Below are 25,277 nucleotides of genomic sequence, written 5' to 3'. Positions count from 1 at the left end.
ACCATCTGTCACGTGGTCAACGTCGATCAATTCGTTAATGATTTGAAGAAGTTGCTGAGTGCTTCGAACAAGCGGGCGAAGAAACCTTGAACTTCCTCGGTCTCGAGGAACGCCTGGACGTCTTGTCCGGCCCCTTGTAGCCCGTTGCTGATCGCTCCCCAGTCCAGGTTCGCTTGCTGCATGTTCTCGAACAGCGTCGTCAATTGCGTCAACTGCGTATCAGACAATTGGACGTTGTTTTGATTCAACACTTGGATGACGATATCGCGAATCTCGATGTTCGTCTCCGGTGCCTTGTTCGCAATCTCAGCTTTAATCTCGTTCATGAGACCGGCCACATCTTCTTGACCAACTGTCTTCCCGATTTCAGACGTGACAGCCAGTTCTTCCTGCGCCAAGTCTTTCCGCTCTTCGGACAATTGAATGCCTGTCTCTTCCGCTGTCTGATCGTACGCTTTCATGATGCCCGTCAAGGCCGACGTCCCGGTGACACGAATCGGAGATGTGATGTATATGTCGGCATCGGTGACACCGGCGGTCACGAGCGCGTTCGCATACATATCTTCGGTGACCCATGTCACGTTTTCCGTTTTGATATCGAGTCCAGTCCCGTCAGTCAGTTTGATACGGGCTGATGAATACATACCCCCGCCGCGTTGTGCTTGTGGGACGGCATCCCCTAAGTACTTATCTTCATCGGCCGCGGTCGTGATGATCGGTTCAATTCCAGCCGGTGCCTCAACTCGTTCGAGCACCCAATCCCGTTGGCTGGCTGATAATGATTCACCGAGTGTGACAATCGTGTCATCGACGATGGCTTCTGCGTTTACTTTTGGAATCATGCTTGTCGCGACGACCGAACCGATCGTCAACGCCACTAATGGTTTCATATAATTCAAAATGAATCACTCCTTTCTTCTACCTTACGTTTCCATCATCCGTTCCGCATCCGTCTTGAGACCGAAAAAACGACCACCCTTCCGGCGAAGGATGGTCGACCGATTAACGTGAACGGTTCGCGATTTCTTCTGTGAGGGATGCCAAGAACGCATCGAGTGTGGCCGATACTTGTTCTTGCTGTCCATAGCGGCGGATGTTGACCGCACGCTCATCGCGCTCTTTATCACCGAGGACGAGTGTCATCGGGATTTTCTTCATCTGTGCTTCTCGGATCTTATAGCCGAGCTTCTCGTCACGGAGGTCCGTTTCGACACGGACACCGCGCTTGACGAGCTCTGCCTTCACTTCTGAGACATATTCGTCGTGAACGTGCGAGACAGGAATCAATTTGACTTGAACCGGGGCGAGCCATGTCGGGAACGCTCCTTTATACTCTTCGATCAAGTAAGCGACGAAACGCTCCATCGTCGAGACGACACCACGGTGAAGGACGATCGGGCGATGGTCTTTGCCGTCTGGTCCTGTGTACGTCAAGTCGAATCGCTCAGGGAGCAAGAAGTCGAGTTGGACCGTCGACAACGTCTCTTCTTTGCCGAGCGCTGTGCGGACTTGGACGTCAAGCTTCGGTCCGTAGAACGCCGCTTCGCCTTCCGCTTCGAAATACGGGAGACCGAGCTCATCCATCGTCTCTTTCAATTGACGTTGGGCTGTTTCCCAAATCGCATCGTTGTCGAAGTACTTCTCTTTATCGGCCGGGTCACGGTACGACAAGCGGAAGCGATAATCCTTGATGCCAAAGTCAGCGTACACTTCTTGAATCAAATGGACGATATCTTTGAACTCTTGTTTCATCTGCTCCGGTGTGACGAACGTATGCCCGTCGTTTAACACCATGTAACGGACGCGTTGGAGGCCTGTGAGCGCCCCTGACATCTCGTAACGGTGCATACCGCCGAGCTCGGCGATACGAAGCGGGAGTTCGCGGTATGAGCGCGGCTCATGTTTATAGATCGTCATGTGGTGCGGACAGTTCATCGGACGAAGGACGAGTTCTTCGTTGTCCATCTCCATTTTCGGGAACATATCGTCTTGATAGTGATCCCAGTGCCCCGATGTCTTATACAGGTCGACCGAACCGAGGACCGGTGTGTAGACGTGCTGATACCCGAGTTCGAGCTCTTTGTCGACGATATAACGTTCGACCGTACGACGAATCGAGGCACCTTTCGGAAGCCACATCGGCAAACCTTGGCCGACTTCTTGCGACACGAAGAAGAGATCGAGTTCTTTCCCGAGCTTGCGGTGATCGCGCTCTTTCGCTTCTTCCAATAGACGCAGGTGCTCCGCGAGTTGTTCTTTCGTCGCGAACGCCGTTCCGTAAATCCGCTGGAGCATTTTGTTGTCCGAGTCGCCGCGCCAGTAAGCACCGGCCACACTCATCAACTTGAACACTTTCAATTTCGATGTCGACGGGACGTGCGGTCCGCGGCACAAGTCGAAGAATTCGCCTTGATGGTAAATCGTGAGCGTCTCGCTCGCCGGGATATCTTCAATCAATTCGATTTTGAGTGGGTCCCCGAGCTGTTTGTAGCGCTCGAGCGCTTCGTCGCGCGAGACGACTTCGCGTGTGATGTCCAAGTTCTCGTCGACGATTCGTTTCATCATCTTCTCGATTTCTGGAAGGTCTTCCTCGTTGATGCGGCGATCCATCTCGATGTCGTAATAGAACCCGTTCTCGATTGTCGGTCCGATGCCGAGGTAGATGCTACCTTCTTCGCCGTACAACCGTTTGATGGCTTGGGCCATCAAGTGGGCTGACGAGTGGCGCATCAAATCGATGCCGTCTTCTGAGTCGGGCATGACGAGCTCGATTTTACCGTCGTGTTCAATCGGACGACGGTAATCGATCATCTCACCATCGATTTTGGCGGCGATTGCTTTTTTACGAAGTCCTGGACTGATTGAACCCGCTACTTCTTCTGCTGTGATGCCGGCCTCAAACTCCTTGACGGCCCCATCTGGAAATGTCAATTGAATCATGTGTCAACTTCCCCTCTCTACATTTAAAAGAAAATAAAAAAAGCCCATCCCTATGAAAGGGACGAGCTTTGATTCTCGTGGTACCACCCTCGTTCCCAAGCGATCCGCTTGGCTCGAACACACGATAACGAGTGTGAATCGCCGCACGATTGACCCGTACGGTGCTCTGAGGGAGTAAGGCGATCGGCGTGTTTAGGAAGCTCTCACCAGCCTTCCCTCGCTTTGAAACCCGTTACGACGTCTCATGTCCTCTTCAATGCATCGGTTATATGCTTATTAGTATAGTCAACTCGTTCCAGAAATACAATCCCTTTACCGCCGTCGATTCTCACCTTTTAACTCGATTTGCGTCGTCGTCGTCGAGATGCGTTGCATGAGCCGCTGCGCCTTCATTTTGTTCTGTGGCGAACCGTCGATCGAGAAGTGGGTCTCGAGCTCTTCTCCGCTGAAGTTCGAGCTGTAAAGCGTCGGCAAGCGATGCATCATGCGATACTGCAAGATGATCCCGAACAGTTCATCCCGTACCCACGGACTGATCGCCTCGGCCCCGATGTCATCAATCAATAGCACCGGCACGTGTTGGAATGACGTCAAAAACGAATCGAACGAGTCGGTCCGGATTTTCCGTTTCGCTTCCGAGACGAATCCCGGGGCGTGGACAAGGATCGTCTCGATGTCCGCCACTTTCAGTTCGTTGGCGATCGCCGCGAGCAAGTACGTCTTCCCGACGCCGAAGCTACCGTGAAGGTATAAACCGTTCACTTTTTGGCGGGTCTTCATGCCTGAGACGAACCGCATCGATTCACGGAGTGCGATTTTACGGGCGTCATCGGACCAGTCGAACGATTCAAAGCTCGCCTCTCGCACTTCTTCCGGCAAGAATAGGCTCTTGAACTTCCGGTCCATCTCTTTTTGGCGCCGTGCTTGACGATGCTTCACCGTCTCTTCATAACGGATTGCGATTTGACCGAGGTCGACATAGAGCACTGGCTGATGGCCCGGGATGACGGCTTGCTCCTCGATGAGCTTCTTACCGTCCATCTGTTCCGCATATTCACTGAGCTTCGTAAAGCCGACCTCGACCGCCGTCTCGTCTAACTCCGGATGTGCCTTTAAAAAAGCGACGACTTCTGGATGTTCGAGGGTGCGCCGGCGAATCGATTCGTACGCTTCCCGCACTTCTTTCCGGTTCATCATTTGGGCGAGCGTTTGATTGATGCGTTCCATGTCCCTCATCCTTTCTCTTTCAATTCATTCAACAGCTTAACGAGTTCCGCGTCGTCTGGGACCGATGCCTCGAGCTCTTGTTTTCGTTTTTGATCGTACGTCCGTTGCTCTTTCGCCTCGTCTTCGAGCCATTTTGGCATCTCGGTCTTGTCTTTGCGTCTCGAGCCGACGGTCGTCCGCTGTTGCACGTTCTCCCGTTTCTGCTGTTTCTTCTCGATGAGCGCATCTTGTGTCGCTTCTTGTTCCAACGCGTCTTTGGCGTTTAAATAGCCCGCCGTCTTCCAACTCGTCGCGATCCGCATGACATAGTTCTCACTGAGCCGCGTCTGCTTCTTCACTTCGATACAGTAATAGAACAATGCATTGATGACACTTGGCGCGAGCCCGAGCGTATCGACGAGATCGATAATGAGTTGCTCGTCACTCTTCGACAGTTGTGGCGTCTTCCGTAACGTCGACACGTATTGATGCGGATGCGCTTCTTCCATGACCGTCACGTCATGCAAATCACCGATTTCTGCTTTTACCGTCTCGTCCGACTTCACTTTCCGATGGCGCGTTTGTTTCTTCTTCAACTGCAACACCATTTGGCGGCAGCCGTCGCGTTTCTCTTGCTCGCTGAGTGGTAGATACGCCTCGTGGACGAAATACTCCTTCAACATCTCGGCCATCGTCTCTTCATCGATTTGTGAGACGTAGGCAAGCTTCGTGATTGTCTCATCGAGCTTCTTCGTAAAGAAGCCGACGGGGAAGTTCGTCAGTTTTTTGACGATTTCCATATCGAACGTATAGTTGATCTCGATTTTTGCGCGGTCAGGTTTCTCGTAGTTCTTTTGGGTGAACGCCATATGATTGACGCCTTTGACGTCGAACACTTCATTAAAGTCTTTCGTCACCTCGATAATCCCGGCCGGCAATGGATCGATCGTGAATCGTCCTTGTAACTGTTTAAAGCGAACTTCCCCGACTTTATAGAAGAGAAAACTCGACAACAGTCCGTCGTTCAAGAACGTATGGGGTGCGAGCGGGACACGCAGTTGATATACGTACTGGGTCAAACGCTCATCTTTCGTCTTATACGTCCGGACGAGACCGATCGCCTCGAGCCGGAACAGACAGTCCGTCAGCTCGTTAATCGAGTAATCGAGCATTTCACAGAGCGCGCTGTGCGACATATAATTCGATTTCATCTTCCCGGGCTTCAGCTCGCTCCAAAGCGTCTGATACATCGCAAGTGCCTTCACACCGATGACCGGCTGATATAAGTGGTACAACGACTGATACGACTCGCGATCGATGAGCCCAGTGCTCATAATCAACAGTTCGTCAGTCCCGTACAAGATTCGTTCTTTTTCCATGATAGGTCTCCCCTGAAAAAAGGCGACCAGCAGGCCGCCACTCTAGTTGGTCGATTTTTCTTGCTTCATTAAATCTTCAAGTTCTTTAAAGAACACAGAGATATCTTTGAACTGGCGATAGACGGACGCGAAGCGGACGTAGGCCACTTCATCGACACGTGCCAATTCATTCATCACGAGCTCACCGACTTGCTCACTCGGAATCTCGGACTGACCGAGCGCGCGTAACTGTTGTTCGACTTTCGTGACCACGCCTTCGAGTTGCTCTAGCGTGACCGGTCGTTTCTCACACGCCCGAATAATCCCGCGAAGTACTTTCTCCCGGCTGAACTCTTCCCGATTCCCGTCTTTTTTAACGATGATGAGCGGGGTCTGTTCGACCGTTTCAAACGTGGTGAAGCGATAGCCGCACTCCTCGCATTCGCGACGGCGACGAATCGAATAGAAATCTTGTACTGGTCGGGAGTCGAGCACTCTCGTTCCATTATGATCGCATTTAGGACAACGCATGCTCAGCCCTCCTTATCGTTCGACAGATTGATTCCCGATGGCGCGGAGCGGGAACTTCACTTGCAGCGCCTCATAGTATGTGGTAACGATTTGACCAAGGTCCGGCCCGAGCATCTGGTCACGGTTCAACGTGAAGTCGACAGCCGTGCGTCCGCCATCCACTTGAATGACTGTCGCCAGTGCATCCCAGCCATCGCCATTAAACGCCACTTCGCCCCGGTCTGGATCGACACGGCGAACCGTTTGTCCTTCTGTTTGAATCCGATCGCGGAGCCACGTGAGCACGGCGGTCGGCGAAGCCGCCACATAACGTGTGCGCAGCGCCTCATTTTTATGCGAATCGTCCGTCTGGACATGTGTTTGAAACTTATCCAATAATCCCATTATCCACCTCGACACCTTATTTATATAGGTTAAGCATATCAAAATTAAGCGGTTAACAAAACAATTAAAAGGGCTGACCGAAATTCGGCCAGCCTCAAAAGGTCAATCTGATTATTTGCTGATTGCAACTTGTGCTTCCGGAACACGAATCGGTCCCATTCCGCGATCAAGTTTCACATCCTCACGAACTTTTGCTTCCAAGCCTTCCGCGATGTACTGCGAAGCTGTGGCCGGATCGATTCGGTCCCCACATGTGAACACATCGACTGATGCGTAGCCATGCTCTGGGAAACTGTGAATCGTTAAGTGTGATTCTGAGATGATAACGACTCCACTTACACCGTGTGGCGCAAATTTGTGGAAAGCGACTTCGCGGACTTCAGCGCCCGAACGAAGTGCTGCATCGACGAACAAGCGCTCGATGTAGTCGATATCGTTCAATTTGTCGGGATTGCACTCCCAAAGTTCTGTAATAATGTGACGTCCCATAGTATCCATATTAGTGGATCCCCCTTTACATCAATGGTCTCAAAGTAGTTGATGATCACTCACTTTGTGCCTGAATCGCCCACAACCACGGGGGCAAGTTAGTCCTAAGAGGTCCTAACCCTTTAAGTTGCGTTTGTCAGACCAATTGAAGTTCACGAGTTAGAGTGTATCGCGTTTGGGACGTCGATACAAGACATTTGTTTCAATTCTTTAAAAATATTTTTGTGTAAATATATTTTTTCAGACGTGGGTTTCTTGTTGTCCGATTTGTAAGTAGCTCGCGACCATGTCCAACAAGTCGACGACACGGCACGAATAGCCCCATTCGTTATCGTACCAAGCGAGTACTTTGACGTGATTGCCCCCGAGCACCATCGTCGAATCGGCATCGATAATCGATGAACGTTCATCCCCGTTGAAGTCGATGGAGACGAGCGGTTCGTTCGAGACACCGAGAATACCCGTCATCTCTCCATGTGCGGCACGCTCGAACGCCTGATTCACTTCATCGACCGTCACGTCACGGTGCAACTCGACGACGAGGTCGACGAGTGAGACGTTCGGTGTCGGTACGCGAAGTGCCATCCCGTTCAACTTCCCTTGCAATTCAGGCAAGACGAGTCCGATGGCTTTGGCAGCCCCAGTCGAAGTCGGTATAATGGAACTACCACAAGCGCGAGCGCGCCGTAGGTCTTTATGCGGATTGTCGATATTGTTTTGATCATTCGTATAGGCATGCACGGTCGTGACGAGCCCCGTCTCGATTCCGAACGTCGAGTCCAATACTTTAACGACCGGACCGAGGCAGTTCGTCGTGCACGAGGCGTTCGAAATGACGTGATCGTGCTCAGGTAAATAATCACGATCGTTTACCCCCATGACAATCGTCCGCAGCTCCCCTTTTCCTGGTGCCGTCAAAATAACTTTCTTCGCACCGGCCGTCAAATGTTTTTTCGCCCCGACATCTGAATTGAATTTACCAGTCGCCTCGATGACGATTTCAACCCCGAGCTCATTCCACGGCAACCGCTCCGGATCACGCTCGGAGACGAGCATGATTCGCTTCCCATCAACTTCAAGCGCATCCCCATGCGCCCGGACCGTGAGTGTGAACGGTCCGTGGACCGTGTCGTGCTTAATCAAGTGGGCGAGCGTCTCCGCCGGATAACTCGCATTGATGGCGACAACGTCGTGACGCCCTTCGAGCATCAATTTTCGGAATACCATTCTACCGATTCGACCAAATCCATTGATTGCAACTTTCGTCCCCATGTAAAGTCCCCCTTTTTTCTGCGTTACGACACCATTATAACGGAAAAATGGAAGCGTTTTCACTATGAATCGTCACATTTCTTTCACTTTTTTACAGTTTCAGATTTGAAAAAGAGGGAAATTTGGTGTAGAGCTTGGAAAGGAGCTAGGACAGCATGTTCGATTGGACCGATTTAGACAAATTTGTCATCTCGTTTTTCATCATTTTGCCGATAGTGACGATTATCCATCAATTCGGCCATTTCTTCTTTGCGAAACTATTTGGGGGGTCGCTCGATATGGAGATTGGGACCGGTAAAAAATTATTCAAAGTCGGGCGCCTGCAATTCAACCGTGTCTACTTCTATGACGCGTGGTGTCAGTTCAGCGATTTGAAATATAGTAACCGATTGACCCGCAGTATCGTCTACGCGGGCGGATCCATCTTCAACCTATCGAGCATCTTGATTGTGAACGCCTTCATCTTGATGCGGGAGATTGAACCGACGCTTTATACGTATCAATTCGCGTACTTCTCGTTTTATTACGTCTTCTTCTCGCTCTATCCGATTTATTATTCGAACGGTCATCCGAGTGACGGCCGAGCCATCTTCGATACATGGAAGAAAGGCCGACCAGACTCAGACCCGTTGAACTGAACAAAAAAAGAAGGCGCTCAGTCGCCTTCTTTTTTCATGTCTTCAAATTGTTCGACGAGGCGGGCCACTTGGGCCGACAAATCGCCTAAGGCACCGTTGTTGTTGATTAAAAAATCAGCCTGTTGCTTCTTCTCTTCAATCGGCATTTGGGCATGGATGCGCGCGAGCGCTTCAGCTTTCGTCAAGCCGTTCCGCTCCATGAGGCGCATCAACTGAATCTCTTCCCGGCAATAGACGACGACCGTATAATCGACGAGGTCCCGCATCGTCCCTTCGAACAAGAGCGGGATGTCGAATATGACGACCGTTTCCCCTGCCGTCTCATAGCCACGCATCTCCTCGAGCATCTCCTCACGGATGGCCGGATGCATGAGCTGATTCAGCAACTGACGTTTGGCGTCATCATGAAAAATCTCACGTCCGAGCGCCTGACGGTTCAACGAGTCGCCCGAGAAGCATTGTGGGAACGCCTCACGAACGGCCGTGAACGCCTTGCCTCCCGGCTCGATGACGATCCGTGCCATTTTATCGGCATCGATAATCGGGATTCCTTGTTTTCGAAACAGACGGGATACGGTCGACTTCCCTGTCGCAATTCCACCTGTCAAACCAATCTTCAACATCATGTCCACCTCTTACTGTTGGCAGTGCGGACAGTAGTGCGTGCCCCGTCCGCCCAATTTCATCTTTTCAATCGGTCGGCCGCATCGTTTACACGGCTCACCGGTCTGTCCATACACGTAGAGCGTCTCTTGATACGTTCCGCTCGCCCCATCCGGATTCGTATAGCTTCGGATCGTGCTCCCGCCGCGCTCAATCGCTTCTGACAGCACGGCCACAGCTTCTTGATGCACCAAGCGCACCTCGTCAAGCGAGAGCGAGGCCGCCGGACGAGTCGGATGGACCCCGGCCCGGAACAATGTCTCATCGACGTAAATGTTGCCGAGGCCGACGAAAATCGACTGGTCGAGGAGTGCCGTCTTGATGGCACGGACATTCATCCGCTTCAAGCGGGTGTGGAGCGTCTCTGCCGTCACTCCCGGATCGAACGGTTCAAGTGCGAGCAACGACAGCGGCGGTGTCACATACAAGTCGTCATTCGTCTTCAGTTCCATCGTGCCGAACTTCCTGACATCATTGTAATGAAGCGTCGTCCCGTCCGTGAATGTGAAGACGACGTGCGTATGTTTGACCGGATTGACCATTTCGTCATGTGGGAAGAATTTCCCTTCCATTCGGAGATGCGAAACGAGATATCCGTTCGTCAATTTGAACAAAATAAATTTCCCACGCCGCTCGACGTCTTGAATCGTCTCGTCGAGCAACTGTTGTTTCCAAATCTCCGGTTCGTGTCCCCGAATGATTTTCGCGTCGAGCACCTCGACATTTGCAATCGTTTTTCCGGAGACGAACGGTCGCAATCGGCGACAGACCGTCTCCACTTCTGGTAATTCAGGCATATTGATTTCCTTTCTCGATCTTATTTCGTGTCGAACCACGTCTCACCGAACGAACCGTCCGCGCGGAGCGGGACGTCCAATGTGATTGTGTGCTCCATCGCTTGTTTGACGATTTTTTCGAGCGCTTCCGTCTCTTCTTTCGGCCCTTCGAAGATGAGTTCATCGTGGACTTGAAGCAATAGTTTCGACTTAAGTCCCGACTCTCGGAGCGCCACGTCGACGTCAATCATCGCTTTCTTGATAATATCGGCTGCCGTCCCTTGAATCGGCGTATTGATGGCCGTCCGTTCGGCGAAACCGCGCAAGTTGAAGTTGCGGGAATGGATGTCCGGGATATTGCGGCGGCGTTTCAACATCGTCTCGACGTAGCCGTGTTCCCGGGCCCGTTCGATGGCGGCATCCATGAACCGTTTCACTCCTGGGAATTGCTCGAAGTACGTATCGATGAACGCCTGCGCTTCTTTTCGGCTGATACCGAGGTTTTGCGACAGCCCATAATCACTGATGCCGTAGATAATCCCGAAGTTGACCGCTTTCGCTTGACGACGCATGAGCGACGTCACTTCTTCTTTGGCGACCCGGAACACGTTGGCTGCCGTCGACGTATGAATATCCTCGTCATGCAGGAACGCCTCGAGCATTTTCTCATCTTGTGACATGTGGGCCATGATGCGGAGCTCGATTTGCGAGTAGTCGACCGCATAGAGTACCCAGTCTGCCTCGCTCGCTGTGAACGCTTTACGAATGCGACGTCCTTCTTCCAAGCGAATCGGGATATTTTGCAAGTTCGGGTTGACCGAAGATAACCGTCCCGTCTGCGTCAACGTCTGCGTGTAACGGGTATGGATTTTCCCGTCGTCCTTGATGACTTTTTGTAGCCCTTCGACGTACGTCGACTGCAACTTTCCGAGTTCACGGTAATGCATGATATGTTCGACGATCGGGTGAAGCGGTGCGAGTTTTTCCAGCACGTCCGCCGCCGTCGAGTATCCCGTCTTCGTCTTCTTAACCGGCGGCAACGCCAACTTCTCGAATAGGATGACGCCGAGTTGCTTCGGTGAATTGATATTGAACGCTTCGCCAGCGAGGCTGTGAATTTCGGTCTCGAGTTGAAGCAAGCGTTCGCGGAGATCGTCTTCCATCACCTTCAATGTCGCCACGTCGACGTGAATCCCGGCCCACTCCATCTCAGCGAGCACCGAGGCGAGCGGCCGTTCCAAATCTTCATACAGCGATGTCTGTTCGTTTTGGACGAGCTCGTTACTGACGTTCACGAACAACGTCAAAATGGCCATCGCCTTCTCCCCGAGGTGTTGCTCGAGGACGTCTTGTTCCGGCACGTGCAGTTTTGCCCCTTTTCCATACACGGCCTCATCTTCCGGCAACGCGTATTCGAAATGAGCGGCAATCGAGTCGAGCGTCGTCCCGCCCGACAAGTTGAGCAAATAGCCAGCGACGAGCAAGTCCTCGTAGCCTCGGAGCGACACGCCGTGGCGTTTCAATTGAATGATCGTCTGTTTCGCATCGAGACAAATCGTGGCCCGGTTTTCATCCGCCAGCCATTCGCGGACAGCCGGCACGTCTAAGAGCGACACGTCACCGACGGTCACCCCGGCTTTTGAAGCGATGGCCACGCCAATGACCGATTCTTCGAAATAATCGTCGCGAAGTTGCTCGAGGAAGAGGACCGCTTCTGTCAAATCTTGCTCGTCAATCCCGATATGGTTCACATCACGTACTTCCACGGCTTCCTCGCTCGACGCGTCGAGACTCAGTTTCCCGAGAAGCGACTTGAACTGCAGGCTCATGAACAACGGCTTCACTTTTCCAGCGTCATACGGATGGAACGTGAGCTCGTCCATGGTGACGTCAATCGGCACGTCGGTATAAATCGTCGCCAATTGTTTCGACATGAGCGCTTCCCGCTCGTTCGCCTCGACCTTCTCTTTTTGTTTCCCTTTCAGTTCATGCGTATGTTCATATAGGCCTTCCACAGAACCGTAAGCTGTGAGCAATTTGAGGGCCGTCTTCTCACCGACACCGGGGATGCCCGGGATGTTATCGGATTTATCGCCCATCAGACCTTTCAAATCAATCATTTGAAGTGGACTCAGTCCCTCATACCGCTCGTGGAACGCCGCTGCGTCCATCGTCTCGACGTCAGTGATGCCGCGCTTTGTCAAATAGACGGTGACACGGTCGTCAATCAACTGCAGTAAATCCTTATCACCCGTGACGACCGTCACTTGGTCGAACGCGGTATTTTTTGAAAGCGTCCCGATGATGTCATCGGCCTCGTACTGGTCGAGCTCAAGCACTTTGATACCGAACGCCTCGCAAATCTCACGGACGATCGGGAATTGCTCGCGGAGCTCACCCGGTGTCTTTTGCCGTCCACCTTTATAGTCGGCATACGTGTCGTGGCGGAACGTCTTTTTCGACGCATCGAACGCGACCGCGAAATGTGTCGGCTGTTCGTCTTCCATCAGCTTCAATAACATCATCGTGAACCCGTACACGGCGTTCGTGTTTCGACCGCTCGCATCCGTCATCGGAGGCAACGCGAAAAAGGCACGATACGTGAGTGAGTTTCCGTCAAGGAGTAGTAGTTTATTCATTGGACAACCTCCATTCTATCTGGTTCCATCATATCATACGGGTACATGCGTTCGAAAAAAAAGACCCTTTTCTAGGTACTAGAAAAGGGTCGATCTTCCCGATCGAGTGGAGATGAGCACCAATCGGGACACGAGATGATGAAGAGGTCTCATCCATAGAGTAGCATCGCTTTGTAAAGCCGGTATGAATTCACCATGAATTCCTTGTTAAGCACTCGGGAATTTGATGGTGAACGTCGTTCCTTCGCCTTCGACGCTATCGACTTGAATCGTCGCGTGATGGAGATCGACGATATGCTTAACGATGGCAAGACCAAGACCCGTCCCGCCGGAGTTTCGGCTCCGCGCCTTATCGACCCGGTAGAACCGTTCAAAGATTCGGCCCACTTCTTTCGGCGCGATGCCGATGCCGTTGTCTTTGACGATCAAATAAGAGCCGTCCGGTCTCTTCTCGACCGCAATCTCGACCTGGCTACCTTCCGGCGAGTAGTTGATCGCATTGGCGACGAGATTCAAGATGACTTGTTTGATTCGGTTCATGTCCGCCTGCAAGACGACTTCCCCATCATGACGCGACTCCAAGTGAATCGATTTCTGTTCCGCTTTTTGACTGAGCACGAGACAGACTTCCTCGACGAGCTGATTGAGTTGGACCGGGGTGAACTCCAAATGGAAGTCTTCCCGTTCGAGCCGCGACAGTTCGAGCAAGTCCTCGACGAGCATCTGCATGCGCGTCGCTTCCTTTTGAATGATATCCAAGAATTGATCGCGTAGTTCCGGCACTTCTTTCGCCCCGTCGAGCAGCGTCTCGCTGAAACCACGAATCGACGTGAGCGGCGTCTTCAGTTCATGACTGACGTTCGCGACGAAATCCTTGCGCATCTTCTCAAGTCGCTTCAACTCGCTGATGTCGTTAAAGAGAAGCGTCGTCCCGCGCAACATGCCTGTATCACTGAAAATCGGTGCGGCCGATACCATATACGTCTTTTGGTTGAAACCGGACCGAATCGATAGTTGTCGGCGATGCGGCTCCTCTGTCAAATAGACGTCTTCAATCAGCGTCTCAACGTCCGGGCTCGGCAAAATTCCATGATAAAACTGACCGATCATCAACTCATCATATTGGAACATGTCGCGATACGAGCGGTTGACGAGCGTCACGATGCCACGTTCGTCGACCAAAAGTAACCCTGCCCCCATATACTCGATGAGCGACTCAAGCCTTGCCCGTTGAACCGATTCCCCGAGTGAGATCGTCTCCAAGTTACGGGCGAGCACGTTAATCGACCCGGCCAGGCTACCCGTCTCCTCATCGTTTCGCAACTCGTAGACGCGGGCCCGATAGTTCCCGTCCGCCAGTTCCCGCAAGACGATGGTCGCCTCGTCGATCGGTCGGATGAACTGGTTCGTCAGGTTGTGTAACACGAAAAGAATTAAGAAGAACGAGAAAATCAAGGCTAGCGCGATGGTCAGCCAAATCCGGTCATACACCCCTTCCAAATCGGAGACGTAGCGGATAAAACTCAAGTACACCGTGTCCCCGGATGACAGTTCGATCGGCTTTGTGAACTGAATCAAGTCCTCGCGTGTCTCGTTACCGAACGTCCCGCCTTCCGGGATCGACGAGGCATCCATCCGGAAATCAAAAGAACCGACCCGAAACGGTGTCCCGGCGATGACTTCCATCCGACGATTGAGGAGCAAGATATCGAAACTGCTCTCATCATCGATTTGACCGACGTAGTCTTGGATGTCCGCAAGGTCGCCTCCGTCTAAATAGAGCGCCGCCAACTCAGCGTCTTCTTTCAAGCGGTCGCGTTCAGAATCCAAATAGAAATCTTTGAATAATTGACCGAGCACGATTCCGAGGGTTAATAAGACGCCCGTCACGAGCAGGATGAGCGTCGTCAAAAACCGCGAGCGGTACGTCTTCATTCGGCCATCGGCTCTTCCATCTTATAGCCGAGGCCGCGAATCGTCTTGATATAGGTCGGTTTTTTTGTCACCGGTTCAATCTTCTCCCGGAGGTGGCTGATGTGGACGTCCACGATGCGCGTATCTCCGACGAAGTCGTAATTCCATATCGCCGACAAGAGCTGGTCGCGCGTCAAGACGCGTCCTTTGTTCTTGGCTAAGTAGGCCAACAGTTCGAACTCTTTCGGTGTCAACTCGAGCCGTTCGCCGTTCTTGAACACTTCATAGTTCGACGCGATGATTTTCACGTCACCAATCTCAATGACGTCCGTGTCCGTCGCCGGCGCTTCTTGTGGGGCCGAACGGCGCAGGATGGCTTTGACCCGGGCCACGACTTCTCGTGGGCTGAACGGTTTCGTCAAATAGTCATCGGCACCGAGTTCGAGGCCGAGCACTTTATCGAACTCATCATCTTTCGCCGTCAACATGAGAATCGGTGTGTTCACTTTTTGTTGGCGGAGCCGTTTACAAACCTCAAGACCGTCCATCTCAGGCAACATCAAGTCGAGGACAATCAAGACGGCATCTTGTTTCTCGGCCAGTTCAAGTCCGGTCTTTCCATCGTGCGCCGTCTCGACTTCGAACCCGGCTTGTTCTAAATTAAACTTTAATAACGTCGCAATCGACACCTCGTCATCGACAACAATTACTTTATCAGCCACGCTTAGTTCCTCCTCTAATCTATCTGTTCAGTCATGTACACTACCTATTTTACAAATCAATGCCACCTACGACCAACCTCAAAGCAAATCTTTACAAAAACAAAACAAATCCACGTTCTGCTTTCAGTGTAGCATGCGCCACGCATACAAAAAACCTCGTCTGCCATGGCAGACGAGGTAAGCCCTCAGTTGAGGACGTTCAGGACGGAGCGGACCGAGTCGGCTGAACGCTGTAGCGCCGCCGTTTCGGCTTCCGTCAATTCAAGTTCGAGCACACGTTCGATCCCGTTCGCACCAAGAATCGTCGGAACACCGAGATACAAGTCGTGGAAACCGTATTCGCCGTCGAGATACGCGATGGCCGGTAAAATACGCCGTTGATCTTTGAGAATCGCTTCGACCATCTCGACGATGGCCGCAGCCGGCGCATAGTAGGCCGATCCGTTCCCGAGCAGTTGGACGATCTCACCGCCGCCTTTACGGGTCCGATTGACGATTGCTTCGATGCGGTCGGTCGGCAACAGTTTCTCGAGCGGGATTCCCCCCGCATACGAGTAGCGGATGAGCGGGACCATGTCATCCCCGTGCCCGCCGAGCACGAATCCAGAAACGTCCTTCACGGATATATTCAACTCCGCAGCGACGAACGTCCGGAACCGGGCCGTATCAAGCACACCGGATTGACCAATAACACGCTCTTTCGGGAAGCCCGACTCTTTGAAGGCGGCATACGTCATCGCGTCGACCGGGTTCGTCAAGACGATGATAATCGCGTCCGGCGAGTAACGGGCCACTTCTTTCGTGACCGCCCGCATCACTTTGGCGTTCGTCGAGACGAGGTCGTCCCGGCTCATGCCTGGCTTGCGCGCGATTCCCGCTGTGATGACGACGATATCCGAGTCCGCCGTTTCGGCATAGTCCGACGTCCCTGTAATCCACGAGTCAAACCCTTGAATCGGCGCCGTCTCTTGCATATCGAGCGCTTTTCCTTTCGTCGGGTTCTCGCTTTCTTTGATATCGAGCAAGACGACGTTACCGAGTTCTTTTTGAGCCAAATACAGTGCCGTCGTGGCCCCCGTGAATCCGCTACCGATAACCGAGATTTTATTGCGACGAATCATTGTGCTCTCCCCCTTGGTTTAGCTGATGTCTTACATGTTTTTAATTAATTCATCCGCAAACTCTGAACACTTCACTTCTGTCGCGCCGTCCATGAGACGAGCGAAATCGTATGTGACGACTTTCGAGGCGATCGTCTTCTCCATCGAGTTGATGATGAGGTCAGCCGCTTCGTTCCAGTTCATATGACGAAGCATCATTTCACCAGACAAGATGACCGATGACGGGTTGACCTTGTCGAGGCCGGCATACTTCGGTGCCGTACCGTGTGTCGCTTCGAAGATAGCATGGCCCGTCACGTAGTTGATGTTCGCTCCAGGGGCGATCCCGATTCCGCCGACTTGGGCAGCGAGCGCATCCGAGATGTAGTCACCGTTCAAGTTCATCGTTGCCACGACATCGAACTCACGCGGACGTGTCAAAATCTGTTGCAAGAAGATATCAGCGATTGAATCTTTTACGATGATTTTGCCTTCTGCTTCTGCTTTCGATTGCGCTTCATTCGCAGCCGCTTCGCCTGATTCTTCTTTGATACGGTCATACTGCGCCCATGTGAAGACTTTGTCGCCGTACTCTTCTTCTGCAAGCTCATAGCCCCAGTTTTTGAAGGCGCCTTCTGTGAACTTCATGATGTTTCCTTTATGAACGAGCGTGAGCGATTTACGGTTGTTCGCGATGGCGTACTCGAGCGCCGCACGAACAAGACGTTTTGTTCCTTCAGACGAGATTGGCTTGATTCCGATTCCAGACGTTTCTGGGAAACGGATTTTGTTGACGTTCATCTCTTCTTTCAAGAATGAGATCAACTTCTTCACTTCGTCGCTACCTGACGCGTATTCGATTCCTGCGTAGATATCTTCTGTGTTCTCACGGAAGATGACCATGTCTGTATCCTCTGGGCGTTTGACCGGTGAAGGGACGCCTGTGAAGTAACGGACCGGGCGCAAGCACGTGTACAAGTCAAGTTCTTGACGGAGTGCTACGTTGAGTGAACGGATTCCGCCGCCGACCGGTGTCGTCAATGGACCTTTGATGGCAATCAAATATTCACGGATTTGATCGAGTGTCTCGTTTGGAAGCCATTCGCCTTTTTGGTTGTAGGCCTTCTCCCCAGCGTACACTTCCATCCATTCGATTTTCTTCTCGCCGCCATATGCTTTTTCGACAGCCGCATCGAAGACGCGCACTGAAGCGTTCCAAATATCAGGTCCTGTGCCGTCGCCGATGATAAATGGAATCGTCGGTACGTTTGGTACGTTTAATACACCGTTCTCAACTGTAATCTTTTCGTTTTGTGTCAACATAATGAATCCCCCTAAGTACATTTATGTAGGCCGACGCGAGCGCCGACCTACGTCAATTGTTAGTTTACCAAAGTTTATGTCTAAATTGTGACTCGAACTTCTCGTTCGGCGTCAATTAACGCTCGTTCACCGGGACGTATGACCGGTTCGTCTCGCCGATGTATTCAGCGCGAGGACGGATCAAACGGTTGTCCGCGTACTGCTCGAGGATGTGGGCAATCCAGCCCGACATGCGTGAGACAGCAAAGATCGGCGTGAACAACTCTTCGTCGAGGCCGAGCGCGTAATATGTTGACGCCGAATAGAAATCGACGTTCGGTTTCAAGCCTTTTTCCGTCTCGACGAGATGATCGATTTTCTCAGACATCTCGTACCATTCCGGTTCGCCGATTTGGGCCGTCAATTGGCGGCTCATCTCTTTCAAGTGTTTCGCGCGTGGGTCGCCGTCCTTATAGACACGGTGACCGAAGCCCATGATCTTCTCACGGCGTTCGAACTTGCCGCGGACGTAGTCTTCGACTTTGTCGACCGATCCGATTTCATGAAGCATCTTCATGACCGCCTCGTTCGCACCACCGTGGAGCGGGCCTTTAAGGGCGCCCATCGCCGCCGTCACACCAGAATAAATATCCGACAATGTGGCAACGCAGACGCGGGCCGTGAACGTCGAAGCGTTCAATTCATGGTCGGCGTGAAGGATGAGTGCCTTGTCAATCGTCTTCTCGGCGACCTCGCTCGGCTCTTCTCCATTCAACATGTACAAGAAGTTGCCCGCATAAGACAAGCCCTGTTTTGGTGCAACCGGTTGTTCGCCTTTACGAAGACGAGCGAATGCCGTCACAATCGTGGCGATTTGCGCTTGGAGACGAATCGCTTTGCGCATGTTCGCTTCCGGACTCATATCTTCAGACTCTTCATCATAAAGCGCGAGCTGTGAAAGTGCAGTCCGAATCGTCGCCATCGCATTGGCCGATTTCGGTGCCCGTTCGAGCGTCGCGATGACGTCTTCTGGCAATTTGGCTTCTTTCACGAGCGCTGCTGAGAGCTCAGTTAATTCATCTTCTTTCGGAAGGCGGTCGTTCCATAATAGGAAAACAACCTCTTCGAATGTGGCGTGGTCTGCCAAATCGTCAATCGTGTATCCTCCGTAAGTCAATTGTCCGTCGATAATCGAACTGACTTTTGAGGCCGCTGCCACAATTCCTTCTAAACCTTTTGTCGTTGACATCAATAACTCCCCCTCAGTCTTTAAAAGTGATCGACCGCATATACAGTCTGTGTGTAGGGAATAAGGGCGAGGAGTCGAAGACTCTCCCCAATCCGTTTCGAGCTCGCTCCACCCTGTCCTTTATCTAGTATAAACAATTTACTGAAAAAAAGAAATGTAAGCGTATCCAGCCGTCAAAAAATGTCAGAACCATTTTTGTAACAGGCTAAATCCACCTAAAATCAAGGCGGCGATGCCGGCTCCGACGAGCGGTCCGACCGGCACGCCTTTCATGAAACCGACGGCCAGGATGGTCCCAGCGAGCAATGCCGTCGTGACGACGGGGTCGACCCGCATCAGTTGGACCCCTTGGCCGGCGGCAAGCGCGACGAAGATTCCAGAGGCGAACGCGATGATGCCGACTGGACCTTTAATACTATTCCACAATTCCCGGAATCCGATGTCGCCGGTCGCAATCGGCACGAGGACGGCAATTGTAATAATCGTTACCCCCCAATGGATGCCTTTTGAGGCGAGCGTCGGGAACAATTGGTCGCCGAATCCGACCGCTTTAATAATCAAGAGGACGCTGCTGGCGATGATGACCGACTGGTTATGGGAGATAACCCCAATCAATACGAGCAACAGCAAGAATAAATAGGCACTCATCACACACTCTCTTTCTGAATGGAAAAAGAACCGACCTCATGAAAAGGTCGGTTCGATTGGCATTCGATTACGCGTTGTAGATTTTACCAGTAAGTGGGTCGATTGAAATCATCTGTCCGTCGCGGAACGTTGATGTCGCTGATTCGACACCGACGATAACCGGCTTGCGGAGTGATGGTCCAACGATACCGGCATGGCTCGTCAATCCACCGTCTTCTGTGATGATTCCAGCCGCTTTTTCAATCGCTGGCATCATTTCTTTATCTGTGAATGGTGCGACGAGGATCATGCCCTCTTTCGCTTTCGCATTCGCTTCGTCTGCATTGTTCGCAACGACGACTTCACCGACGAGACCACGCTCACCGATCCCACGTCCGTTTGCGAGGGCGTGACCGACGATATGAACTTTCATCATGTTTGTCGTACCAGCAGTCGCAGCCGGGATACCAGCCGAGATGACGACGAGGTCACCGTCTGTAACGAATCCAGCGTGACGAGCTGCTTCTGAAGCTTGTACCAACATCTCATCCGTGTTGTTTGGCATCGTGTCAGCCACGATTGGGTACACGCCCCAAACGAGGTTCAATTGACGTGCCACACGCTCTGACTCTGTGACCGCGATGATGTTCGCCTCTGGACGATACTTCGCTGTACGAGCAGCCGTGTAACCTGATTGTGTCGGTGTCAAGATCGCTTTCGCGTTCAAGTTGATTGCCGTGTGGGCAACCGCTTGTGAGATCGCATCCGTTACCGTGTGCTCACTGCGCTTCTGACGATCTTTGAGCAAGTTTTTGTAGTCGAGCATTTGCTCAGTACGAACAGCGATTGCTGCTTGCATTTGAACTGACTCGATTGGGTAGTCCCCTGCTGCCGTCTCACCTGAAAGCATGACTGCGTCCGTACCATCGAGGATGGCGTTGGCAACGTCAGATGCTTCCGCACGTGTTGGACGCGGGTTGCGTTGCATTGAATCAAGCATTTGTGTAGCCGTGATGACCGGTTTCCCGAGGTCGTTACACTTCTTGATCAATTCTTTTTGAACTGGTGTGACTTCTTCTGTTGGGATCTCGATTCCGAGGTCACCACGAGCGACCATCAAACCGTCAGAAATCGCCAAGATTTCGTCGATGTTGTCGACACCTTCTTGGTTTTCGATTTTTGGATAGATTTTGATGTGTGACGCGTTGTTGCGCTCGAGAAGTTGACGAATCTCAACGACGTCAGACGCACGGCGTACGAACGATGCCGCGATGACATCGATGTCTTGAGAAATACCGAACTCGATGTCGGCGATGTCTTTGTCTGTAAGGGCAGGAAGGTTCACTTTGACGTTAGGCAAGTTGACACCTTTCTTCGTCTTGATGACGCCTTCGTTTTCGATGACGCAGCGAAGGTCACGGTTCGGGAGTTTCTCAACGACAAGGAGACCAATGAGTCCGTCGTCGAGCATGATGCGTGAACCGACTTCAACGTCTTCGTACAAGCCTTCGTACGTGACTGAGAAACGATCTTTCGTTCCGACGATTTCTTCTGTCGAGACGATGATGACTTCTTTGCCTTTTTCGAGGAGTGCTTTTCCTTCTTCAAACGTATGTGTACGAATTTCAGGACCTTTCGTGTCAAGAAGTACCGTCACGACTTTACCGGCAGCTTTTGATGCTTCGCGAATGTCACGGATACGTGCGCCGTGCTCTTCATAGTCACCGTGTGAGAAGTTGAGACGAGCGACGTTCATTCCGGCTTCAATCATTTCTGGAAGACGTTTCTCTGAAGCTGGTCCAATCGTACATACAATTTTCGTTCTACGCATAAATAAAAACCTCCTAGGGGATGTATTACATTTACACACAGAAAACGGGGGGTCGACCGACCTGATCCCGTCTCTGTGGAGTTCACTACTACTCGTTAAATCGAAAGTTGGTTCGAAAGATCAATCAACTGCATATCAATCGAATGTTTGTTATGGTCGAGCGCTTCATCGATATCAAGATCCATCATCTTACCGCCGCGGATACCGACAACACGTCCGGCTTTGCCTTCGAGTAAAATCTCAACGGCATACGCACCCATGCGGCTCGCAAGCACACGGTCAGCAGCAGTCGGGGAACCGCCGCGTTGGATATGTCCAAGAATCGTTACACGCGTCTCTGAGTTTGTCTTCTCAGCGATCATTTTTCCGATTTCTTCGGCACTGCCTGCGCCTTCGGCGACAACGACGATCGAATGTTTCTTACCGCGCGCCACACCATGGTTGATGCGGTCGACGATGGCACTCAAATCTTCTGGACGTTCTGGGACGAGGATTGACTCGGCACCACCGGCAAGACCGGCATAAAGTGCGATGTCACCTGCATCACGACCCATTACTTCGATGACGTACGTCCGCTCATGCGACGACGCCGTGTCACGGATTTTATCAATCGCGTCAAGCGCCGTATTGAGCGCCGTATCGAACCCGATTGTTGCATCCGTTCCTGGGATATCGTTGTCGATCGTTCCTGGAAGCCCGATTGTCGGGAATCCAAGTTCCGTCAACTTCTGGGCGCCACGGTAAGAACCGTCGCCCCCGATGACTACAAGCGCGTCGATATTGAATTTCTTCAACTGCTCGACCGCTTTGGCACGGCCCTCTTCCGTTCTAAACTCAGGGCAACGGGCAGAACGTAAGAATGTTCCTCCACGCTGGATGATGTCACCGACAGAACCGAGGTTCAATTCAACGAGATCTCCTTCGATTAGACCTTGATAGCCGTTATACACACCGTACACTTCTAGACCTTCGAAAATCGCTTTTCGGGTCACGGCACGGACTGCAGCGTTCATTCCGGGGGCGTCTCCCCCACTTGTCAATACCGCAATACGTTTTAAATTCACGTCACTCACCTCTTATGTGTTTTAACGAAATCTGAAAATAAAATACCATGTCTGACCTTTGTTTTACAACACAAGTATGTGAAAAAAAAGCATGGGGTATGCTCGAAAGCAGTCAACTCGTGAGTGATTTAACGTGAACGCAAAGCGATTGTTAACGTTTTCACGAGCCAATTGTGCCAATTTCATGATATTTGGCAGCGCGCCCTTGCAACAACTCGTTTTGAGTCCGTCCTCGCAACTCAGTCATGTGTTGTGCTAATACAGGCTTTAAGAGTGATGACTGTAATGACACATCGATATGGGCCCCACCAAACACCTCGGTGACGACTTCATCGACAATCCCTAAATTCAACAAATCTTGTGCCGTAATCTTCATCGTTTCCGCAGCGCGTTCCGCAAGCTTCGCGTCTTTCCAAAGCAGGGCAGCCGCGCCTTCTGGTGAAATGACCGAGTACGTGCTGTTTTCAAGCATGAGCAACCGGTCGCAAACACCAATCCCGAGCGCACCGCCCGATCCGCCTTCCCCGATGACAATCGAGATAATCGGAACTTTCAACGTCGCCATTTCAAACAAGTTGCGGGCAATCGCTTCGCTTTGTCCACGCTCTTCGGCCGCTTTCCCAGGGTAGGCGCCTTTTGTATCGATGAACGTGATGACCGGACGATTGAACTTCTCTGCTTGCTTCATGAAACGAAGCGCTTTGCGATAGCCTTCTGGATGTGGCATCCCGAAGTTGCGTTTCATGTTCTCTTTCGTGTTCCGCCCACGTTGATGACCGATAATCGTCACCGGGACGCCGTCGAGTGTGGCCAATCCCGCTACAATCGCAGCGTCATCATAGCCGTGACGGTCACCGTGCAATTCGATGAAATCCGGGAACAGGCGATCTATATAATCGAGCGTCGTCGGGCGTTTCGGATTTCGCGCCAGCTGCACGCGATCCCACGGTTTCATATTCCCATAAATGTCTTTTTCTAATCGATGAAGCTTCGCTTCAAGGTGACGGATTTCACGGGATAAATCGATTCCTTTCGTCTCCGCCGTCTCACGCAACTTCCCGAGCTGTTCATTTACTTCTTTGATTGGATCAAACATGATGGACCTCCCCGCCGTGTAACACGATCATCTTCTTCAAGAACGAACGCATCTGTTCACGATGAACGACGGCGTCCAATTGACCCGCTTCTAATAGAAACTCGGCAGTTTGGAAGTTGTCTGGCAATTTTTCACGAATCGTCTGTTCGATGATGCGACGACCGGCAAAGCCGATCAACGCTCCAGGTTCGGCGACGTTCACATCACCAAGCATCGCGAAACTCGCCGACACGCCACCTGTTGTCGGATGCGTCAAGTAGGCGACATACAGAAGACCCGCCTCGTCATGTTCTTTCAAGGCGATTGACGTATTGGCCATCTGCATCAAGCTGACCATGCCTTCTTGCATGCGGGCACCGCCCGAGGCCGTGAACAAGACGACCGGCAATCCGTCTTTCGTCGCGGTCCGGACCGCCGAGGCGATCGCTTCTCCGACGTAGGCGCCCATCGACCCCATACGGAAACGGGCATCCATGACGCAGACGACGACCGGGAGCCCATCGATTGTGGCACGACCGCAAACAATCGCTTCCTCAATCCCAGTTCGTTCCCTGTCTTTTTTCAATTTATCTTCATAATCTGGAAAATCAAGCGGGTTCTCTTTGACGAGCGGTCCCGCAAATTTTTCAAACGACTGACCATCGACCAACATGTGAATCCGCTCATCTGCACTGAGCGGGAAATGGTAGCCGCAATCACACACTTTATGATTCTCGTTTAACTGTTTCGTGTAATGCATATATTTACAAGATGGACATTTCGTCATCAAGCCTTGTGGTGCATCAATCTTTGGTTCTCGTTGACGCAATGGCATATATCGTTTAGGTTTCTTGAAAAAAGCAGTCATCGCTTCCCCCTCGTTCATTCCGGCATCCCCGCCCCACGCCACATCTCCAACAATCGTCTACGTTCGTCTTCCGTATATAGGTCGCCTGCGTCCGTGCCGTCATAAAACCGGTTCACTTCGCTCCAGATTCGAATGAACAGTTCATTCTTTAATCCGAAGATGAGGTTTTGCCTGAAGGCGCGGTCCGTCTCAACGCTCGACTCGAGCAACGCGATGCGTTCCGGGGTCGGTTCGACCTCCGTCAACGCCAAGCGCTCAAGCAAACGCAACATATCGACGATGTCCGACACCTTCGTCTGTTTCGTGACGATGAACTCTGACAAGATTTCAATGTAACGGTGCCGATCCTGTTCGCACAAAAACGTGCCGCCGCCGTGTTTCGTCTCAACAATCCCAAGGAAGCTGAGAGCCCGTAATGCTTCACGGACTGACGCACGGCTGATGGACAGCGTTTCAGCGAGTTCCCGTTCTGATGGGAGACGGTCGCCCGGCTCGAGTGCGGCCTGGACGATTAACGTTCTGATTTTAGAAATGTTTTCGTGAAATGAGGATGCGTGTTTTCCATGCATCTGACCGTTCAACTCCCTTTTGGATGGCATTATCTCTAAAGTGGTCAGACCAATTAAACA

General features: G+C 51.9%; 23 protein-coding genes. 1 reads left to right on the top strand and 22 read right to left on the bottom strand.

What is annotated here, in order from left to right:
* Positions 1 to 26: 26 nt before the first annotated feature.
* From ACZ2GZ_RS05590 to ACZ2GZ_RS05555, 8 genes are all read right to left on the bottom strand, one after another.
* The gene (locus ACZ2GZ_RS05590) at positions 27 to 890 is read right to left on the bottom strand and encodes a DUF1002 domain-containing protein (RefSeq protein ID WP_031199847.1); all 864 of its coding nucleotides are present in this window, start codon (positions 888 to 890) and stop codon (positions 27 to 29) included.
* 112 nt (positions 891 to 1,002) lie between these two features.
* The gene (gene thrS / locus ACZ2GZ_RS05585) at positions 1,003 to 2,940 is read right to left on the bottom strand and encodes a threonine--tRNA ligase (RefSeq protein WP_470295580.1); all 1,938 of its coding nucleotides are present in this window, start codon (positions 2,938 to 2,940) and stop codon (positions 1,003 to 1,005) included.
* Between the two features lie 312 nt (positions 2,941 to 3,252).
* The gene (gene dnaI / locus ACZ2GZ_RS05580; RefSeq protein ID WP_029595191.1) at positions 3,253 to 4,167 is read right to left on the bottom strand and encodes a primosomal protein DnaI; all 915 of its coding nucleotides are present in this window, start codon (positions 4,165 to 4,167) and stop codon (positions 3,253 to 3,255) included.
* 5 nt (positions 4,168 to 4,172) lie between these two features.
* Positions 4,173 to 5,525, bottom strand: a complete 1,353-nt coding sequence (locus tag ACZ2GZ_RS05575; protein ID WP_021065635.1) for a DnaD domain protein — start codon at positions 5,523 to 5,525, stop codon at positions 4,173 to 4,175.
* Between the two features lie 42 nt (positions 5,526 to 5,567).
* Positions 5,568 to 6,035 carry a transcriptional regulator NrdR gene (gene nrdR, locus ACZ2GZ_RS05570; protein WP_021065634.1) on the bottom strand — a complete coding sequence of 156 codons (468 nt, stop codon included), beginning with the start codon at positions 6,033 to 6,035 and terminating at the stop codon, positions 5,568 to 5,570.
* Between the two features lie 12 nt (positions 6,036 to 6,047).
* Positions 6,048 to 6,419, bottom strand: coding sequence for a hypothetical protein (locus ACZ2GZ_RS05565; protein WP_214714589.1), 372 nt, complete (start codon positions 6,417 to 6,419; stop codon positions 6,048 to 6,050).
* A gap of 111 nt (positions 6,420 to 6,530) precedes the next feature.
* Complete coding sequence (speD, locus tag ACZ2GZ_RS05560; RefSeq protein ID WP_029595188.1) at positions 6,531 to 6,917, bottom strand: adenosylmethionine decarboxylase; 387 nt, start codon at positions 6,915 to 6,917, stop codon at positions 6,531 to 6,533.
* 231 nt (positions 6,918 to 7,148) lie between these two features.
* Positions 7,149 to 8,180, bottom strand: coding sequence for a glyceraldehyde-3-phosphate dehydrogenase (locus ACZ2GZ_RS05555; RefSeq protein ID WP_058763986.1), 1,032 nt, complete (start codon positions 8,178 to 8,180; stop codon positions 7,149 to 7,151).
* 155 nt (positions 8,181 to 8,335) lie between these two features.
* On the opposite strand from ACZ2GZ_RS05555, the gene ACZ2GZ_RS05550 reads away from it, so the two are divergent.
* Positions 8,336 to 8,818, top strand: a complete 483-nt coding sequence (locus tag ACZ2GZ_RS05550) for a site-2 protease family protein (RefSeq protein WP_214714587.1) — start codon at positions 8,336 to 8,338, stop codon at positions 8,816 to 8,818.
* Positions 8,819 to 8,835: 17 nt separating this feature from the next.
* Here ACZ2GZ_RS05550 and coaE read toward each other — a convergent pair whose 3' ends face one another.
* From coaE to ACZ2GZ_RS05480, 14 genes are all read right to left on the bottom strand, one after another.
* Entirely contained in the window at positions 8,836 to 9,441 is a 606-nt protein-coding gene (gene coaE / locus ACZ2GZ_RS05545; protein ID WP_214714585.1) for a dephospho-CoA kinase, read from the bottom strand.
* 12 nt (positions 9,442 to 9,453) lie between these two features.
* On the bottom strand, positions 9,454 to 10,278 hold the full coding sequence (gene mutM / locus ACZ2GZ_RS05540) for a DNA-formamidopyrimidine glycosylase (RefSeq protein WP_214714583.1): 825 nt from the start codon (positions 10,276 to 10,278) through the stop codon (positions 9,454 to 9,456).
* Positions 10,279 to 10,298: 20 nt separating this feature from the next.
* The gene (gene polA / locus ACZ2GZ_RS05535) at positions 10,299 to 12,896 is read right to left on the bottom strand and encodes a DNA polymerase I (RefSeq protein ID WP_214714581.1); all 2,598 of its coding nucleotides are present in this window, start codon (positions 12,894 to 12,896) and stop codon (positions 10,299 to 10,301) included.
* A 207-nt stretch (positions 12,897 to 13,103) separates the two neighbouring features.
* A complete protein-coding gene (gene pnpS / locus ACZ2GZ_RS05530) occupies positions 13,104 to 14,831 on the bottom strand; it encodes a two-component system histidine kinase PnpS (protein WP_021065627.1) in 1,728 nt (575 codons plus the stop codon).
* A complete protein-coding gene (locus ACZ2GZ_RS05525; protein ID WP_214714578.1) occupies positions 14,828 to 15,532 on the bottom strand; it encodes a response regulator transcription factor in 705 nt (234 codons plus the stop codon). The genes pnpS and ACZ2GZ_RS05525 overlap by 4 nt, the downstream gene beginning before the upstream one ends.
* A 185-nt stretch (positions 15,533 to 15,717) precedes the next feature.
* The gene (gene mdh, locus ACZ2GZ_RS05520) at positions 15,718 to 16,653 is read right to left on the bottom strand and encodes a malate dehydrogenase (protein WP_214714576.1); all 936 of its coding nucleotides are present in this window, start codon (positions 16,651 to 16,653) and stop codon (positions 15,718 to 15,720) included.
* Between the two features lie 30 nt (positions 16,654 to 16,683).
* A complete protein-coding gene (gene icd, locus ACZ2GZ_RS05515; protein WP_029595182.1) occupies positions 16,684 to 17,952 on the bottom strand; it encodes an NADP-dependent isocitrate dehydrogenase in 1,269 nt (422 codons plus the stop codon).
* A 118-nt stretch (positions 17,953 to 18,070) separates the two neighbouring features.
* Positions 18,071 to 19,183 (bottom strand): citrate synthase, encoded by a 1,113-nt coding sequence (gene citZ / locus ACZ2GZ_RS05510; RefSeq protein ID WP_021065623.1) that lies wholly within the window; start codon positions 19,181 to 19,183, stop codon positions 18,071 to 18,073.
* Between the two features lie 183 nt (positions 19,184 to 19,366).
* The gene (locus ACZ2GZ_RS05505) at positions 19,367 to 19,831 is read right to left on the bottom strand and encodes a DUF441 domain-containing protein (protein WP_021065622.1); all 465 of its coding nucleotides are present in this window, start codon (positions 19,829 to 19,831) and stop codon (positions 19,367 to 19,369) included.
* A gap of 67 nt (positions 19,832 to 19,898) precedes the next feature.
* Positions 19,899 to 21,641: a pyruvate kinase gene (pyk, locus tag ACZ2GZ_RS05500; RefSeq protein WP_021065621.1), complete on the bottom strand. Its 1,743-nt coding sequence runs from the start codon at positions 21,639 to 21,641 to the stop codon at positions 19,899 to 19,901.
* 95 nt (positions 21,642 to 21,736) lie between these two features.
* Positions 21,737 to 22,705 (bottom strand): 6-phosphofructokinase, encoded by a 969-nt coding sequence (gene pfkA, locus ACZ2GZ_RS05495; RefSeq protein WP_029595181.1) that lies wholly within the window; start codon positions 22,703 to 22,705, stop codon positions 21,737 to 21,739.
* Between the two features lie 160 nt (positions 22,706 to 22,865).
* The gene (locus ACZ2GZ_RS05490) at positions 22,866 to 23,801 is read right to left on the bottom strand and encodes an acetyl-CoA carboxylase carboxyltransferase subunit alpha (RefSeq protein ID WP_021065619.1); all 936 of its coding nucleotides are present in this window, start codon (positions 23,799 to 23,801) and stop codon (positions 22,866 to 22,868) included.
* Complete coding sequence (gene accD / locus ACZ2GZ_RS05485) at positions 23,794 to 24,648, bottom strand: acetyl-CoA carboxylase, carboxyltransferase subunit beta (protein WP_029595180.1); 855 nt, start codon at positions 24,646 to 24,648, stop codon at positions 23,794 to 23,796. The genes ACZ2GZ_RS05490 and accD overlap by 8 nt, the downstream gene beginning before the upstream one ends.
* Positions 24,649 to 24,662: 14 nt before the next feature.
* Positions 24,663 to 25,217 carry a FadR/GntR family transcriptional regulator gene (locus tag ACZ2GZ_RS05480; protein WP_214802781.1) on the bottom strand — a complete coding sequence of 185 codons (555 nt, stop codon included), beginning with the start codon at positions 25,215 to 25,217 and terminating at the stop codon, positions 24,663 to 24,665.
* Positions 25,218 to 25,277: the final 60 nt, after the last annotated feature.

The organism is Exiguobacterium sp. KKT215 (genome assembly GCF_055635335.1).
This window is presented reverse-complemented; position numbering and strand designations above follow the sequence as displayed.